General features: G+C 53.3%; 12 protein-coding genes and 4 pseudogenes. 13 read left to right on the top strand and 3 right to left on the bottom strand.

The genetic code is table 11. The annotated features are described in order from the left end of the window. Positions 1 to 204 precede the first annotated feature (204 nt). Positions 205 to 1,341, bottom strand: coding sequence for an MFS transporter (locus C4J85_RS13305; protein WP_256657913.1), 1,137 nt, complete (start codon positions 1,339 to 1,341; stop codon positions 205 to 207). Between the two features lie 559 nt (positions 1,342 to 1,900). Between C4J85_RS13305 and C4J85_RS13300 the strand changes: the two genes are divergently transcribed. The 9 genes and pseudogenes from C4J85_RS13300 (at position 1,901) to C4J85_RS13265 (ending at position 10,060) form a co-directional block, all read left to right on the top strand. Continuing rightward, positions 1,901 to 2,233 (top strand): RAQPRD family integrative conjugative element protein, encoded by a 333-nt coding sequence (locus C4J85_RS13300; protein WP_124409843.1) that lies wholly within the window; start codon positions 1,901 to 1,903, stop codon positions 2,231 to 2,233. After that, positions 2,230 to 2,468 (top strand): annotated as a pseudogene (locus C4J85_RS13295) (TIGR03758 family integrating conjugative element protein). The gene C4J85_RS13300 and the pseudogene C4J85_RS13295 overlap by 4 nt, the downstream one beginning before the upstream one ends. Positions 2,469 to 2,485: 17 nt before the next feature. Next, positions 2,486 to 2,857, top strand: a complete 372-nt coding sequence (locus C4J85_RS13290) for a TIGR03745 family integrating conjugative element membrane protein (RefSeq protein ID WP_124409842.1) — start codon at positions 2,486 to 2,488, stop codon at positions 2,855 to 2,857. Positions 2,858 to 2,864: 7 nt separating this feature from the next. After that, on the top strand, positions 2,865 to 3,278 hold the full coding sequence (locus C4J85_RS13285; RefSeq protein WP_124409841.1) for a TIGR03750 family conjugal transfer protein: 414 nt from the start codon (positions 2,865 to 2,867) through the stop codon (positions 3,276 to 3,278). Then, positions 3,275 to 3,713, top strand: a pseudogene (locus C4J85_RS27565) (PFL_4703 family integrating conjugative element protein); the annotation flags it as partial. The gene C4J85_RS13285 and the pseudogene C4J85_RS27565, both read left to right, overlap by 4 nt. After that, positions 3,699 to 5,213: pseudogene (mobH, locus tag C4J85_RS13280) on the top strand (MobH family relaxase); the annotation flags it as partial. The pseudogenes C4J85_RS27565 and mobH, both read left to right, overlap by 15 nt. A 293-nt stretch (positions 5,214 to 5,506) precedes the next feature. Further along, a complete protein-coding gene (locus tag C4J85_RS13275) occupies positions 5,507 to 6,157 on the top strand; it encodes a hypothetical protein (protein ID WP_124409840.1) in 651 nt (216 codons plus the stop codon). Beyond that, the gene (locus tag C4J85_RS13270) at positions 6,154 to 8,094 is read left to right on the top strand and encodes a hypothetical protein (protein WP_124409839.1); all 1,941 of its coding nucleotides are present in this window, start codon (positions 6,154 to 6,156) and stop codon (positions 8,092 to 8,094) included. The genes C4J85_RS13275 and C4J85_RS13270 overlap by 4 nt, the downstream gene beginning before the upstream one ends. Next, entirely contained in the window at positions 8,084 to 10,060 is a 1,977-nt protein-coding gene (locus C4J85_RS13265; protein ID WP_124409838.1) for a hypothetical protein, read from the top strand. The genes C4J85_RS13270 and C4J85_RS13265 overlap by 11 nt, the downstream gene beginning before the upstream one ends. Before the next feature lie 24 nt (positions 10,061 to 10,084). On the opposite strand, the gene C4J85_RS13260 is transcribed toward C4J85_RS13265, so the two are convergent. Together C4J85_RS13260 and C4J85_RS13255 are read right to left on the bottom strand one after the other, a co-directional pair. Further along, positions 10,085 to 10,375 carry a transposase gene (locus C4J85_RS13260; protein WP_164487862.1) on the bottom strand — a complete coding sequence of 97 codons (291 nt, stop codon included), beginning with the start codon at positions 10,373 to 10,375 and terminating at the stop codon, positions 10,085 to 10,087. A 593-nt stretch (positions 10,376 to 10,968) separates the two neighbouring features. Then, positions 10,969 to 12,258, bottom strand: coding sequence for an RES family NAD+ phosphorylase (locus tag C4J85_RS13255; RefSeq protein WP_124409836.1), 1,290 nt, complete (start codon positions 12,256 to 12,258; stop codon positions 10,969 to 10,971). Positions 12,259 to 12,462: 204 nt separating this feature from the next. Between C4J85_RS13255 and C4J85_RS13250 the strand changes: the two genes are divergently transcribed. The 4 genes and pseudogenes from C4J85_RS13250 (at position 12,463) to C4J85_RS13230 (ending at position 15,971) form a co-directional block, all read left to right on the top strand. Continuing rightward, on the top strand, positions 12,463 to 13,881 hold the full coding sequence (locus tag C4J85_RS13250) for a hypothetical protein (protein WP_124409835.1): 1,419 nt from the start codon (positions 12,463 to 12,465) through the stop codon (positions 13,879 to 13,881). Positions 13,882 to 13,942: 61 nt separating this feature from the next. Continuing rightward, positions 13,943 to 14,143, top strand: a pseudogene (locus C4J85_RS27690) (hypothetical protein); the annotation flags it as partial. 55 nt (positions 14,144 to 14,198) lie between these two features. Continuing rightward, a complete protein-coding gene (locus C4J85_RS28000; RefSeq protein ID WP_124409833.1) occupies positions 14,199 to 14,429 on the top strand; it encodes a transposase in 231 nt (76 codons plus the stop codon). Positions 14,430 to 14,903: 474 nt separating this feature from the next. Further along, positions 14,904 to 15,971 (top strand): DUF6516 family protein, encoded by a 1,068-nt coding sequence (locus tag C4J85_RS13230; RefSeq protein ID WP_218567708.1) that lies wholly within the window; start codon positions 14,904 to 14,906, stop codon positions 15,969 to 15,971. Positions 15,972 to 16,144 lie beyond the last annotated feature (173 nt).

The raw sequence follows: 16,144 nt of genomic DNA, 5'->3' as shown, positions 1-16,144 counted from the left end.
TCCCTTCATCTCTTTCTCTTTTCCATATAGGCATTGCAATCCATAACCCGCATACCGCCCTTCTCCTGCCAGCGATGCATATCGTTACTGATCAAAGGTGATTGACCACTTGCCGGTGGGGCCACACTTCCCCTATCGCAATGGTGCATGAGACGAGGGGGGAAAGATGTTCAATCGGATGACCAAAACCCTTCTGGACCCAGCCTATGAGCAAATAGCCTGCGCTTTTTTGCCATTTGAACGGATCGCAAACGTCAGCAGCAGCGCCAGAGTGACCAAACCTGCGGCCAACCAGAGATTGGTGGCCAGACCAAATCTGTCTACCGCCTGACCACCCGCCCATGACCCCAGAAAAATACCAATATTGAATACGCCTACATAGAGCGCAGTAGCGACTTCCACGGCATGAGGCGCCGCTTTCATCATCCAGGTCATCAGGCCCACCGATACGCCACCGTAGGCCAGCCCCCATGCAAGCAGCACTATGCCTCCCCCCATATGGGAGTCTCCAATAGTCAGGAACAGCAACGGCGCCAACAACAACCCCAGCGAAATAAAGACCAGGGTAAGTGCCGTACGACGCGCTGCGATAACGCCCGCCAGGAAGTTGCCAATGATGCCCGCAACACCATAGGCGAACAGAAGCGCGCCAATCCATTGAGCATCGAACCCGGATACCGATAACAATAACGGACGTACAAAGGTGAATGCCATGAAGTGCCCGGCCACCAGCAAGATGGTCAGTGCCAGACCGGCTTGCAACTTGCGGTTGGCAAACTGTTCAGCGAACTGGCGTAAGGTGACTGAGTGGTGAACAGGCAAGGCAGGAATGGCGACGAGGTGAATCAACAGTACCCCTGCACTGAAGATCGCCATGCAGCCGAAAGCCCAACGCCAGCCGGCAAAATCGCCGATCAACGCGCCGAGTGGCACACCCAGCACGGATGCCGCGGCGACCCCACCAAAGATAATGGAAGTAGCCAGACCCACTGCGTGTGCCGGGACCAGCCGAGCGGCCAAGCCACCCGCGACAGCCCAGATACCTCCCATGCAGAAGCCGACGAGCGCACGCGCAATCAGCATCCAATCCATACCTGGGGCCAGGGCCGAGGCAATGTTGGCGATGACCAACAGGCCGAGCAAACCGCACAAAATCCAGCGCCGGTCCAGATTGCCTGCTGCGATCACCACCAGCGGTGCAAAAAAAGCCGCTAGCAAAGCCGGCAACGAGATCATTAAACCAGCGTTTCCAGTGGACGTTTCAAGTGAGCCGGCAATGGTTGTTAGCAAACCGACCGGAAGCATTTCCGTCGTCACGACCGAAAATGTAGCAAGGCCCATGGCGGCCACTGCCAGCCATGGATGTCGAGGGGAAGTTGCAGGCGAAGCGACTGGGGGTGAACTCATGATTGCTAAATCCCTTTAGATGAAATTCAAGCCTCACCCAGGACGCGAGACATTTGTCACCCTCGATACGGGCTGACAGCAAAATTATTGACACCGCTGCTAATAGCGGGAGCGGTGGTTTTCCTTCCTACATAGCAAGCAGATCGCAGATTCCGACGAGCTTTGAGAATATACATACAGGATGAATGTTTAAATCAAATTTATCATACGCGATGAATGTAAACAACTGCAGGCAACTACCTTGATGCAGTTGATCTGAATCACAGCAACCTCGAAGCACAGCCAACATTATTGGCTACTCGTTCATGTAAATTCGATAGGACCAGCGCCCCCTCCCGCTGACGCGCCTCTTTAAGACTCACGTCGGGACATGTGCCATGTAATTAATCTCCAGTTCTGCCCCCAGAAAAGCGACTCACCAGACCTCAGGTTTCTTATGGAGTAATTCCACCTTTGGCTTGATTCTGCCTCCAGACCCATATGGGCCCGCATCATGCCAACTACCCTCTTTCGCTGCTTACTACTCTTGCTGGCTATCGTCGATGGCGACAGCTACGCCGCATCTGGTTATGAGCAGGGTCAACTCAGCCTAGTCCAGCAGCAGCTCAACATCATCGAACGCCTTGCAACGAACACTGAGGCAGCCAGCACGGCTGAACCCGATGATCGCTATCGCTTCGACTATCCCCGCCCTTCTCAAGACATCCAACGCATTCGTCAAGGGGTACAGGGCTATTTGTCCCCCTCTCGCGCTCAACCTCGCGATCCCCGTGAAATGGTCGGTGATTACCGCCTTGACACTCCGTCTTCGGAGCCTTCGCCATGAGCATGACTGACGCTCAGACCGCTGCCTTCCAAACGCCTCCGGCTTTTCGACACAGAGCAGTTCGGCGCTTTGGATCTCCATGGTTCTGGTCCTGGCGTTGCTTTGGTGTGCCTGGGTGATGTGGACGGCCTACCGGGGATGGGCCACCGGCAGTGTGCGCTTTGGAGCCTTCGGCGGCAGCGCCGTGCGCGTCTTGCTCACCCTGCTCGTACTGATGTTCTTAACCCTGTCGTAATCCAGGAGATCGCCGCTATGCTCAAGCGCCTTGCTCCTCTGAAAAACAACCTGCGTGATCATGTGAACCAACGTTTGATCGGTCTGCTGCTGGTGCTCGGTCCAAGCCTGGCTTTTGCCGAACTCCCCACCATGGAAGCGCCTTCACGTGGAGAAGGGTCCGGCTTGATCGAGACGATCAAAAACTACGCCTACGACGGTGGCATTCTGCTCGGCCTACTGATTGCCCTGCTCGCGTTTCTCGGCGTGGCCTGGCATTCGCTGACCGTATTCGCCGATGTCCAAAACCAGCGAAAGACCTGGAAAGACCTCGGCGCGGTGGTCGGTATCGGCGCCCTGTTGGTGGTGATCATCATCTGGTTCCTCACCAAAGCTGCCGCGATTCTGTGAGGTTGGCATGAACGACACTATCGAACGCCTTGCCGACGGCACTTTGGTCTTTCTGCCAGAGCGACTCAATCGTGATCCCGCCGTATTGCGCGGCTTAACCGATGACGAGATGTGGGTAGCACTCGGCACCGGCGCCGTCATTGGCCTGCTGATGGGCATTCCTCTGGCGATCGCCACCGCCTCGATTGCCGTGGCACCGACCAGCATGATCGCAGGCATGACAGTGGTCTTATTGATCGGGGGCACACTACTGCGTCGGGCCAAACGGGCCCGTCCGGAGACCTGGTTGTACCGCAAGCTCGAATGGATGCTCGCCAGCCATTGGCGCCTGGGACGTGGAAGTTTGATTCTCCACTCCGGCGCCTGGACAGTTCGCCGTTCGCGTCGACTGCGCCCTGCCCTGTTCCGGTGGCAGCCATGAGTCGATTTCGAAACAAGGTCGATGCCCAACAGGCCCATATCCTCAGCCTGCGGCTGGCGATAGTGATGCTCGCCCTGCTCAGCGCCGGACTGTGGTATGGCTGGCGCTCAGCACCGACCGATCTGACCGTGCATGTCCCCCCTGATCTGCGCTCGGGCAGCACGCGCAAATGGTGGGATGTTCCCCCAGAGAATGTGTATGCCTTTGCTCTGTACATCTGGCCAACTTAACCGCTGGCCCTCGGATGGCGAGCAGGATTATCGCCTCGCCATCTATGGCTTGCAGTCCTACCTGACACCCGCGTGCAAGGCCTTCCTTGACGGCGACTACGAGTATCGCAAGGCTGCCGGCGAGCTGCGTCAACGGGTGCGTGGCGTCTACGAAATTCTAGGCCGAGGCTACAGTGAAGATCCGGAACTGCGGGTCAAGCAACTCCCGGCCAGCGAGACGCACCATCATGCTTATCTTGGCGGCATGCTTGACCATGGACTGGAATTGGTCGCCTGTAGCCTGAAACTGCGTCAGTCATATCTGCTTCCCACCGGCGCCGCGCCCGAAGACCAAGCCGCCCAGACCGATGCCTGGTCCGCGGGCATCGCCTATGGCGCGTTGCTCCATGACATCGGCAAAATCGCCGTGGACCTGTTGGTAGAGCGCCAGGATGGCCATGTTTGGCATCCTTGGCAGGGTTCCTTGGATCAGCCGTATCGTTTTCGCTACCTCAAAGGTCGTGACTACCACCTGCACGGCGCCGCCGCAGGTCTGCTCTACACCCAGATTCTCGACCGCCCGATCCTCGATTGGCTCAGTGGATTTCCGTCACTGTGGGCCAGCCTGCTATATGTCCTAGCGGGCCAGTACGAACGTGCCGGCGTGCTCGGCGAATTAGTGATGCAGGCAGACCGTGTTTCGACCGCACAGAACATCGGTGGTAACCCGAACAAGGCGCTGCAAGCGCCGACTCATTCGCTGCAACACCATTTGATCAGCGGACTGCGTCATCTTGTTCAACACCAACTGAAACTCAACCAGCCAGGTGCCGCGGGATGGCTGACCCACGACGCACTCTGGCTGGTCAGCAAGACGGTCACGGACAAGCTGCGAGCCTATCTGCGGTCGCATTCGATTGAGGGCATTCCCTCGTCCAACCTCGCGGTGTTCGACGAGCTGCAGTCGCATGGATTGGTTGAGTCCACGCCGGAAGGCAAAGCCATCTGGACCGCGCTTGTAGCGCAAGGCAACTGGCAGCAGAATTTCACCTTTCTGCGACTTCAACCCGCCTTGGTTTGGGGGAGCGAAGACCGGCCCGAGGCTTTCAACGGAACGGTGAGTATTACAACCCATGACCACTCAACTGACACCCCGGTACCAACACCAGCCCCCCACACAGTCGATGCAGGATTAGATCAAAGTCAACCGCAGCCGGATCCCTTGGCAATAGAGGATGCCGATTACCTCGGCACGCTGCTGGACATGTTCGAATTGAAAGAGCCTGAGGCCAGAGACGCACTGTCAGAAAGCGCTGTCGAGACTTCAACGCTTCAATCGGATAACCCAGGCCAGGCATTCCTGAGTTGGGTCAAGGAAGGCATTCTTAGCCACAAGCTGGTCATCAATGACAGCAATGCCAAAATTCACACGGTGAGCGGCACGGTGTTTCTGGTTACGCCAGGCCTCTTCCAACGCTATACGCAGGAGTTTCCTGATATTTCTAAAGGGACCGATCAGAAGATTGAAGCATGGCGTTGGGTGCAAAAGCAGTTCGAAAAACTGAAGGTGCACAGGAAGCGGGGCGACGGCCTGAATATCTGGGCGTGTCAAGTACAAGGCCATAGAAGGACAACTATTTTAAAGGGGTATCTGATTGAGGAATCGAAGCTGCTTTTCGAATCGATCCCACCCGACAATCCTTTCCTTAAAATCGCAGAGCTATAAATTTCCGCGGTACCACGGCGTTATGCGCTTTCGGCCAAACGCAGCCTTTCACTCTTCGGCAGCGCCAAGCCCACTCCAAAGCTACACTGACTTGGTCTCAGTTAGGCGACCGCTCGAATGTGTCGCTTCCCCCCTATTGTGTGACTAAGGCCGCCAAGATCCCTCGTCGCAAGTGGCGGCCCAATGATGTTAATGTGCCTTAATGTCACTTTCAGCATAGGCAAGGAATCTCATGCTCAGTCACACATCAAGGCACCTTTCAAAGGGTGCAGAAACCATAGGGAAGTGAAACTTTGAGCTTACTCCCAGTAGCAAGCGATCGCCAAAGTGCGGTACGCCTTCTCGCCTGTATTGATGCCGCCTCCACCAATGTCACCAATGACGCTTGGGGAGCTGACGTAGTAGCAATTCTACGCGCGCAATCACGATTGCAAGCATTAGATTTCTGGATGCGCAATCCGGACTACCTTGCGAACGAATTGCTCATCGAGTTCGAGAGCACAAACGAACAATCCCTGCTAGATCTCGCCCAAAATATACTCGACTCGCGGGAACCGGATCTTCGCCGCCTACCTATGATTCGCTACCACTTTGGCGCATTTGAACCCCTGGACAATGCGCTATCAATCCTCTGTTCCGCAGGACTCGTACGCATCCGCCGACAGGGTGTCCCTGGGCATGTTCGAGAACATGTCTATTTGTTGACCGCTCAGGGACGGCAAGCGATGACTGATTTGGCGGAAAAGGCTATAGAAATCTCTTGGTACAAGGAGCGAGCCACGGTCGTTGCAAGAGTTGCTGGCGATACCGGGGGGAAAGCTCTGAAGGATCGTCAGTACCTTCAAGCCGAGTACGCCGACACTGAACTCAAGCACATCATCGCGCCCATAACGGATCGTGTTCGCAATCGCTTGAACGAAATTATGCAGGGACAAACCGCATGACCATGAGCTGGCTTGAAACTGTATCCAACCGTGCTGGTCTCTCCGTTGACCAGGCCGAAGCCTCGTTGCATCGACGAGGCATCTCCGCAGACAGGGCCACTCGCCCGACGCCAACTCTGACTATCACTAGTGTCAAATTCCGGGGGAAAAAGCAAGGGAAGCTGACCGATCCGATTGACTTCAGTTGGTCGGACCTTTCCTCCGGCGTCTGGGCGGTTACTAGTCACGGAAACACAGGGAAATCCAACCTGGTTGGTAAGTCCAGCGTACTAGAAATTATTCTTTGGTGTTTGCGCGGCGAGCCTAAGGGCCTGCAGGACGACGTGCGCAGTTGGTTAGACTGGGTTCGGGTCAGTTTCAACCTGGATGAACGGCAGTACGCCGTAGAATTTGATGTCACTAACAAGAAGCCAAACGGTGCACTCATAAAGTGCCGACCGGATGGAGCATTCGACGAGGTCGACCGGTTCAGCAGCGACGAGGGATTCGCTGCAGCGATGTCCAGATTCATGATGAACACCTTCGATCTAGACCCCATTCCCTCCAGACAGAAGAATGATGAAGGCGGCATCACCATCTCTCATGGATGGACCGCTCTTTCCGGCGGTCTCTATTTCGGCGGTGACCACAAGGTTCTGTTGGGAGATGTCGTCATGGGTGGTCTTCCCGCACGAATGCTCCAACTTTTTGTGGGCCTGCCATGGGCGAGTACCGTCATGCAAGCGGCAACCGTGAAGAAAGAACTGGAGCAACAGCTCGAACATGCAAGCCGCATCGCGGCTGCCACTTCAGACCGAACAAGCCTGTCACGGGAAAGAATCGCCTCCGATCTAAAGATCGCGCGTGAGGTGCTTAATTCAAGCAGTTCAGAGTTGGTCACGGCGCAATCACTGGACAGACTTTCCGTCAAAATATCTGATCTATCCACACAGACACTTGCTCTTGAGCAAAGCCTCGTAAACGCGACGATAGAAATTTCAGCCCTTCAGAGCACCGCAGACGCCGATGAGCGTGCACTACGAAACCTACGAGAAAATCTGGTCACAACAGCATTTTTCAATGGCCTGTTACCTAGCTGCTGCCCCCGTTGTGAGACAGCCGTTCCCAAGGAGCGGATCCGCCGTGAAGGTGAAGATCAGAGCTGCTCTCTTTGCTCCGAGCCCATCATGCTGGATTCGGATGATCCCAGCGATGCAATTGAGGAAGCTAATGACCGCTTTGCTCTATCAAGCAACGCCCTGACCAATGCCAAGTCGTTGCTCAAACAGCTGGAGTTCAATCACAAGAAAGTCGAAACAGATTTGAAGAGCGCAAAAGGTGAGCTAGACGCAGCTACGAAAAGCAACGCATTCCAACAACGTCGTGATGCGGAATTGGTAATAGCACGTCTGGAAGGCGCACTTCAGGAGTACAACACTCCACCTGTCGGGCATCAACCTCCAGAAGACATAGTGCTGGTCAGCATCGCACACGATGAAGCCAAGTTAGCCTTCGATGCCAGCAAAGGAGATCTCCTTGAAAAACTCAACCAAGAAATCCTTCGACTGGGAAATGCTTTCGGAGCGTTAGGCTTGGAACACATTCAACTCAGCTCAGAATCGCGGATGAGCGTTATCAAGGGTGGCCAAAAAACGTCATTCAGCAAATTAACGCCTGGCGAACGACTGAGGCTGCGTATCGCCACAGCCATCGCACTGCTGCGCATCGGTCAAGAGTGCGGAGTTGGTCGCCATCCGGGGCTACTGATCATCGATTCGCCCGGCGCAGAGGAAACCAGCGAAAGCGATCTCGCAAGCTTACTGCAGGAGCTGCGCAAGGTGGCAGATGAAACCGCTGGATTGCAGATACTGGTCGCCAGCGCCAATGCTCCTTCTGTTATCAGTGCACTGGGAGATGAGAGATGTCGTGTCGCCCCGGAAGGTGGTTATGTCTGGTAGTCACTTGGGGCACGCCACCGTATCAGTCCTAAGCCTCATCGAGGATCATCTTGAATCGGGGACTTCAATAACCGTTTCTTCTCTAGGAGGTGTAAGAGCCATTGAATCCGAAGCTGACATTGTGGCAAGAGCACCTTACCTGGATATATTTGCCTGCTTAGCAAGCGAAGCCGAACTCCAGGATACAGAGGTGCTTGATGCACTACTGCTTCGTGGATTCGCCGAAACCGACAACGCCTGCTCATTTAGGGACGCCGCTAACACTGTTATCAGCAGCTCCTCTCTACGAGAGAGGATATCTGCTCGACTGACGAAAGCTTTGGAACTGCGGGTAGAGAACCGCTCCGAGCCAATGCAGAATCTTCTCGCTGCCTACGCGCTAGAGGCGCTATTTCGACTTGCATTGACAGGTGTCATAAGCAAATTTTCGCCCTTGAGAATTATGGCTAGTCTAGATTCCGATCCCGATGGAATTTTTGCGGCGCATGCAGCAAAGCTTACTGGGGCTGCCTTCCATGTATGGCGTGACGATGAGTTACTTGCCACGCTAGATCGGTTACGCAACACGACAGAAGCCGAAGGGGAAGCCTCTTTTGAGCTTGGACTTGCCCACCTGTCACTAGCCTTAGATGCTGAATCTATCGACAAAGTGCTTTTGGAGTTGGAAACTGCATACACATTGCTCAAGCGAGCTCAACATACTGACGATGATCGCGCTGATGCGACCGCGTACTGCTTCGCCATTGATTTGGTTCGAGGCTTTTGGCGTGAGGCTTCTGAACTAGAACTACGCCCTTCCCTTCAGGGACTAACGAAAGCGGTCTCCGACCGAGCACGGCAACTCAATCGCTACCAGCTCCCAGATTGGTTAGAGACTCGAAGTGATCGTGATATCCAGTGGACTAGACTGGTTATAGCCACACAGCGCGCGGCTTCGGATTTGCAGAAACCAAGCTGGCTAAAAGCTTGGTCAGTAATGGAACAGCTGTTGATCGTGTACGACGCAGACAGCTCATTCCAGACCCAAGGCGGTCTAGGCAGGCTACTCCAGCCCAGAATAGAAGCCAGCTTTGTTAGAGAACGTGGCCTCCTTGGACATCTCGACGAATTGCTCAGTGAAAACAGCTGGATGCAGGTACACGCCGACACATCAAACTTGCTGCGAGCACGCATCACCCAGCTGAAGGACGGCAGTGTGCCCGCGGGAAAGTCGTCAGGTGCCTCTCCTTATCCACAGCTGCTAAGGGCACTCAACTATGACAGGCTCCCTCCAGAAATTTCCGTTGCAGCGGCGGAAGCTCTGGAGCAAGCGCTATGTACGCGAATTGGGCGAGAACGTCGTATCGCAAACCCCATCGTCCAGAAGCTTCTTCGCGGTATGGGCACGGCACTGACTCAGTGCCTTGACTACGAAAATGAGGTTCGCGCAGATTTCGACGAGATGATGTTGCAAATCATCTTGTTCTGCCAAAGCAGACAAGATGCAGGAGTCAAAGAACTTGGTGACCGCGGAAATTACTTGCGTGATCCGGATGCTACCGAGTTCGACCTACAGAATGACCTGTGGCAATGGCTAGCCGGTAACTTTCCTTCCTGCGACCTGAAAACGGAGGTTGAAGGAGTCGCAACGGGCAGAGCCGATATCTATGCCGGCTTCGGTACCCATCGGCTCATAATTGAAATGAAGCGCCACCATGGCCATCTCGACAAGGATGCTGCTCGGAAATATTGCAACCAAGCTGGCGCTTATCAGAACACTAACGTGAAGTTGGGATTCCTGGGGATTTTGGAAATCGTGGAGCGTAGCGATCCGCCTGCCAGTCTTGAAGAGTGCGTCTGGTATGAGTCGTTTGTTCCCCATGGCAGCCAAGTGACGCGCCACCTTGTCACTTTCCGAGTACCAGGAAATTTGCGATCCCCGTCCTCGCTATCCCCAAAGACCAACAAACCAAAGAAGAAAGTCTAAGCCGTGCCCTGTGAACCTAAAGAACTAAGTGAAGGATAAGTAGGATGCAAAGTTATCAAAACCATTATGACTTAAACGAGCCGTAGCCGACGACGCGGCTTGCGGATTTACCCCGGCTAGCTGCAAGGGCAGCGGAATGAAAGGAGGCTGCAGAACCATGGTTTTCTGCGCTTGGACTCGAATCCATTTATGGACGAGGTTTGCGTTAAGGCTGTGGCTCAGCGCAACGCTGGCAATCGAGGCTCCTGGCTGGGCGCACTCTTGAATGACCTGAGCCTTGAAGGATTTGGAATAGGAACGGCGTTGTGACTGCATGAAAGACCCGCTTAAAAGGCTGGAAATGGTGTCCACTTAAATTAGGTGGACACCATGGCCTTCGGCGGTTGCGTCAGGAAGGTGTGTTGGCCGGAAGGATACCTCATTTTGGCCAGTCCATGGTTTAGAACTTTACGAATTCGCGTTGCTCACCGGCAACCAATAAATGGTTTTTGGGGCATCGGCTAAACTGAGTAAAAATCGATAATGCAGCTCGACTCGTTGCGTGGTCTCGGTGGGAAGCATTACCGTCGGGAGATTCCTGAGTCTCCCTATGTCAAGCGACTCGATCAGGGATCAAATCCAATTGATCGGAACGTCCTGTTGGTTGCAAGGCAGGCCGCTGACATTCTTGAAATTCGGGGTTTGAGCACGGGCAGCCCTGATGCTTTCTACGCGCTTTTCGAGTACCTAAAGCAGACGTGGCAGTCGTGTTAAGCAAACCGGTCTCGACTGTACTTGCTAAGGCGCTGCTGGCTTGGGTCGTGTCCATTTCGCTGATACGAAGCGTCAAGCACGTAGCACATTATCTAGCCTTCCCCGTGGTCATGGTGAACTATAGCCTGAGCAGCTCCTTTAGCGGACGACTCGAATCAATACTCATCCCAGTCATCGTACTGCTCATCAGACTCCGGCTGACCGTCTTCACGCTCTAGATCTTCTGTTATAAATCTGACACGACAAACTTTATGCCTTACAAGTGTGTCAGGGACATATTCAATCGCAGGCTCGTGCGAGGGACAGCTGTTCAGCAAGTCATTCATATTAGTAAAAGCAATTGTAGGCTCTGGTGGAATTACTACTGCATGATTAAATAGCGTCAAGTTAGTGCCTTTCCGAACTTGAGCCGAAGCAAAAAGCACACCGTCCAGTGGCGGGTTGAATTGAGTCGCCAAGTATTCAGCCATGACTTGCGTAACCAAATATTCATGTTCTTGATTGGGAAGCACTGGAACGGTAATTTTTGCGTGGAGAGTCTTCAAAAAGATGCGTCTACCCATTTGCTCTTCGTAGCTGGCTTCAAACGCACTCAACGGCCTCGCTTCGTAGGCTTCATCCAAAGCAATGAAATCCAGGACTCGAACGGGTCTTGTGAGTTTGAATTCGCCGCTGACGACTCGTCCTCCTACTGGGGGGCGAAGCTCGGCAACACAGGTTTTTCGGTCAAAGGCTCCATAAAAAGCGGCCAACCCTTTAGGGTTCATTCGGCCGGCACCTGCAGCTTCCTTGGGTGGCGGAGCGAGCTCTGCGGCAGGCTTGCTAATGATCGAGTCGTACTCTGAAGCGGAATCACAGCGCCTGGCACGAAAGATCTGATCGTCGATAAGCTCTCTGACAACGGACATCGATCCATCAGGGCTTTTGAAGGATGAAAGCCCTCGAAACAGCCAGTCCAGAAAATCCTTGGCATGCTGGCTAAAAAATCGATTTCCATGCTTCATTTCGGTCTGAAATTTTAGCCAGCGCGCTTCTGCTTCTCTTGGTCGAATCACTCTCCACTCATAATTTTCATCATCGCTATATCTCGCCTCTCCTCCCTGCATGATGTCGTAATGGGAGCTTTCGTTAAGATCGCAGAGGACACGCTCGGCGACCGGGTCGTCCTCATCCAAGCCAAGCAATTCTGCGACATGGAAGATAAGGGGATCCCCAGTCTGCTCTGTTTCAGAGCGCTTTCCATTGTCGTCGTACTGATCGTATACCGCTCCAGGGTGGCAATACTTCTGAAGGACATCGTCGACCATACAGACCAGATTCTCGAATGGGATAGCCTTACGTCTTTTTAGGCAGAACGAGCATTCTGCAGCCACGCCGGTTCGCCTGATCAACCCTTTGAGATGGATTTCGTTCAAGCATTCGTGGCAGATCAGGTCTTCATTCATGTTTGATGCCTAGTAGAATTCAATTGGCGGCGATTCTAAGTCCCATGGAAGCTAGGCTCGATGAAAAACTTGCTGTACGCCGAGTCGCAGCCTTCAGATTGCCCCATTTGAGGCGATACCTGGCTTGGGATGTTTTAGCTGCTGGGTCTAGCACAGCCAAGCTTCAAAGCGTTAACACTTTTAAATGGAGATGATATTCAGGTTATGACCGCACCACATGCCGCGACCTACCGACGTCCTGCAGACTGGAAGCAATTCGAGCGTCTGTCACTAGCAGTAATGAGCTGTGTCTTTAAAAGCAGATTCGACCAATACGGTCGGGAGGGCCAACGGCAGCATGGCGTGGATCTGTATTGCCGTCTCAAAGATGGCTCTCTCATCGCCGTTCAGTGCAAGGGGCGAAATGAGAACCTCGGCAAAAATCTGACCCTCGCGCAGATAAACCAGGCGGTTCTCGAGACAGAAGATTTTCCGTTCAAGATCGATCACTTCTTCATCCTTACCACCAGTCCACATGACAAGCTCCTGACCAATCGTGCCTTAGAACTTACGGAAGAGCGAGCTATCGCTGGAAAGGGAACAGTGGACGTATGGGGCTGGGGGGCGATTGAAACTGTAATTCAAGAGAACTCTTCGCTTCAGGAGTCATTCTATCCGGATTACAAACCTAAGATTTCTCTTCGTGGCTGGATCCTCAGGTTCGGGTTGGCCAGTTGCTTTGCCGTAACTGCCTTCGTGGGAATCCATAAGTATCTGGCCTATCAAGCCGACACAGCGCAAATGAACCAGGCGACAATCGAAGGCCTCACTGAGTATATGGATCTGAATGATCGGTTGATCCAGATCTATGAAGGTTGCCTTGGAATGCTAAACAAAGAGACGTTTGTCTTCTCATATTCCTTTCAGCAATTTTGCATCGTTCCTGTGGAAAGGACGTTGAATGCAATGGAACATCAGGTGCAGCACGCCAGTTTAAAAATTGACACAGCAGCAATTAACCAGCTGGATGTCTTGCTCGACCTTTTGCGGGAGGATTATCGACAAGGATTAATCGCCAATCAGATGACTGATTTTTTTGAACAGGGCATTAGGGATAGCCAGAAGGCACTGTGTATTCCTAACAATTCTGACGCATCTGCCGAAATCCTGAAGGGGCTTCGCAAGCTTGCTGATGGTGCGATGAACCGGCAGCTGGAATTCTACTTCATCCTTCGCGATTTTATCCTCCCTGGGCTTCAATCCATGCAGGCAAACGTGGTGGTCGCAGCTCGGCAAAGCAACCGCCGAAGCCTATCAGAACAGATGCTGAGTGACGCGCATCAGTTAAGCGAGCTACTTAAGCAACGACACCGATATCGAATGGAGGAGCCACAGCAGCCTTTCACTCTGGCTGCTGTGAAGCATTGGAGTTCCCGAGGGATAACAATATCAGGCGAAATGGACACCATGATTGAAGATGCTCGCTACGCCCACGTTTTGCTCAAGGGCATTCGAGCATCATTTCTTGGAAAGCATGAGGAAGTGAGCGCGCTAGTTGAATGTGGGGTCTATGTTAAGGACGCCGCAGTAAGATTCCGTAAGGATGAGGACGCCATCAAGGCCTCTGCCATTCCCCCTGCTTAGGCCAAAGCATGCGTAATCCCGCTTGAAAAATGGCCGTGCTTACCGCGAATCAGGTTAGCTCATGTTTAGAGATCCATTACATGGCCCGCCGCTTTTTGATTTTGACCTCAAACGCGTGTCTCGCCAGCACTACATTACTGGCAAGGCCGCAATCAATTTTCCACACCCTGCCAGCACCACTGGCGGGTGGCATTTTTTGTCGTACTTCAATCGCGAGTCGGGTGTTGCGAAGGTATCTCTCAGCCAACTCACCTTCCGAGATCCCAAATTAAGGGCGATAGTGTCTGCCTATTTTTAAGCGAACGCGATAGCCCTTAATGCGCCAACGAAACTCTTATCCCAAATCGTTCAAAGCCCAGATTGTTCAGGAATGCCTGCAACCCGGTGCAACCATTTCCAGTCTTACCATCAGCCACGGCGTCAATGCCAACGTGATCCGAACGTGGATTCCGCTTTACCGAGATAAATCATCTGCAACACTGCCGACGTTCGTTCCGGTGAAAATCGTACCGAAAGGCCGACTGAAACCTCAGCGATCATCGAGCTGACTTTTGGCGAGCAAACCATCACGGTGCGATGGCCATCATCCGACTTCGAGGACTGCGCGCGCTTTTTTGCGTGCGCCATGATCCGTAGCGACAATCTGACTGGCCACCGAACCGATGGACATGCGCTCCGGCACCGAAAAATCGCTCGCCGTGTCGTGGCTGTCTTCGGTGCGGCGCAGCCGCACTGCGCCTATCGCTTTGCCAATCGCCGAGGCAACTGTATGAATGTCTTGGTGCACTTCAGACTGTAGCTACCGCCCTAGAGCCTAGTCAAAACGTTCTTTGGAAGCTCTGATAATATGTAGCAGCTACGCCTGACAGCTCTCGGCTAGAAGCAGACCTTAGAAAAAGTATAGAAAATCAGAGGCGATTCATGCGCTGCCGCGGCGACGAGGCGCTGTTGATGAGGACGGCTTGTGAAGTCGCCTGGCTGTCCCCATTTTGAGTGCAAGACAATCACAGGCGTGGAATCTAATGTTGAAGCTCAACGATGTAATTAAAGACTGCATAACCCTCAAGCTCGATGGTCGCGCGACTGATGGCGCGATACAAGTCTTCGGCGGCAATTTCCTTTCCGAACAAAAACCGGTATTGCCAATTGAGGTTCGGAACAAGGAAACGCTGCTGTGGATGATGCAATGGGCAGACGACGTTCATATTTACGTGGCCTCGGGAGTATTTCATTTCAACGCCCTCTACAAACCGGCCGACAGGTTTCCTGCGGCGAGAATCTATTACCTAAAGACCGAAAACTTGCTAGACCTAGGCAGCATTAGCGTATTTCTTGAGAGAAATGGATTAACCCTCAAGCCTATCAACGACGCTGCTTTCTCCAAGCTTATCGACGATCGTGACTATCCTCAGCGCTTCAACACCTGGCGACGGGAGCGCGACAGTGAGACCCGCTCATTTGAAGGGCTTTTTAATGGCCGTCGCAAAAATACGACGGTGGACGGAGCGATCTGGCTTTCATCCAATGGCAAGTGTTTGGTGTGCGGAGCGGAAACAGATCGGGTGTCAACGACCACGGTACAGGGAGGCTCAGGTCTGTTAATCGGATTGCAACTTTGCTCGACACATGAAGCCGAGGCGCAAGAGCAATCAACGTTGCTGAACTACGTCGCCAAGCATCTGGGTGGAATGGTAATGTTCGACAATTTCCAGCAAGTAAGCGCGAGTGAGGCACTAGATCTGGCGTGCGACGCCCTCAAAACGGAACTCGACTGCACCATTGATAAAGTGCATGACCAAGCCATCACGGCCAGAAGGCCTTCCGGGGTAGCCGTTATCGTCAGGTACGTATCGCCCATGAATTACGCTTACAACGTTCAAGCGCCCGATGGAACGAATTTGTCGCGAGTCGACTCGGCTAACCATCATAAAGTGCCCTACGGTCCAGACCATCTCCATCCGGACCTGAGAAAGTCCAAGAAGAAGATCGTCGAATCGAGCTTTACCTATGGAAACGTTGGGATGGATGTGAAGCTGATCAGAAAGATGATCCTGGACGCCGAAACTAAATTGATGGGTTCGAGTGAATGATCTGTACGCTGGCCGCGCGCGAATCAAGCAGCATCTTGAACGCCGCTCGCTAACGGCCAGCGAATTCGAGCAGACCAACCATGTGCAGATCAAATGCAACACAACGGTCATCGGTAATGATCTAGGATCCCCCCAACGCAGCCGTGAGCACTCGGGGTGATGTATTGAAGATC

The sequence above is a fragment of the Pseudomonas sp. R4-34-07 genome, from assembly GCF_003852375.1.
In the GTDB taxonomy this organism is placed as follows: Bacteria; Pseudomonadota; Gammaproteobacteria; order Pseudomonadales; family Pseudomonadaceae; genus Aquipseudomonas.
This window is presented reverse-complemented; position numbering and strand designations above follow the sequence as displayed.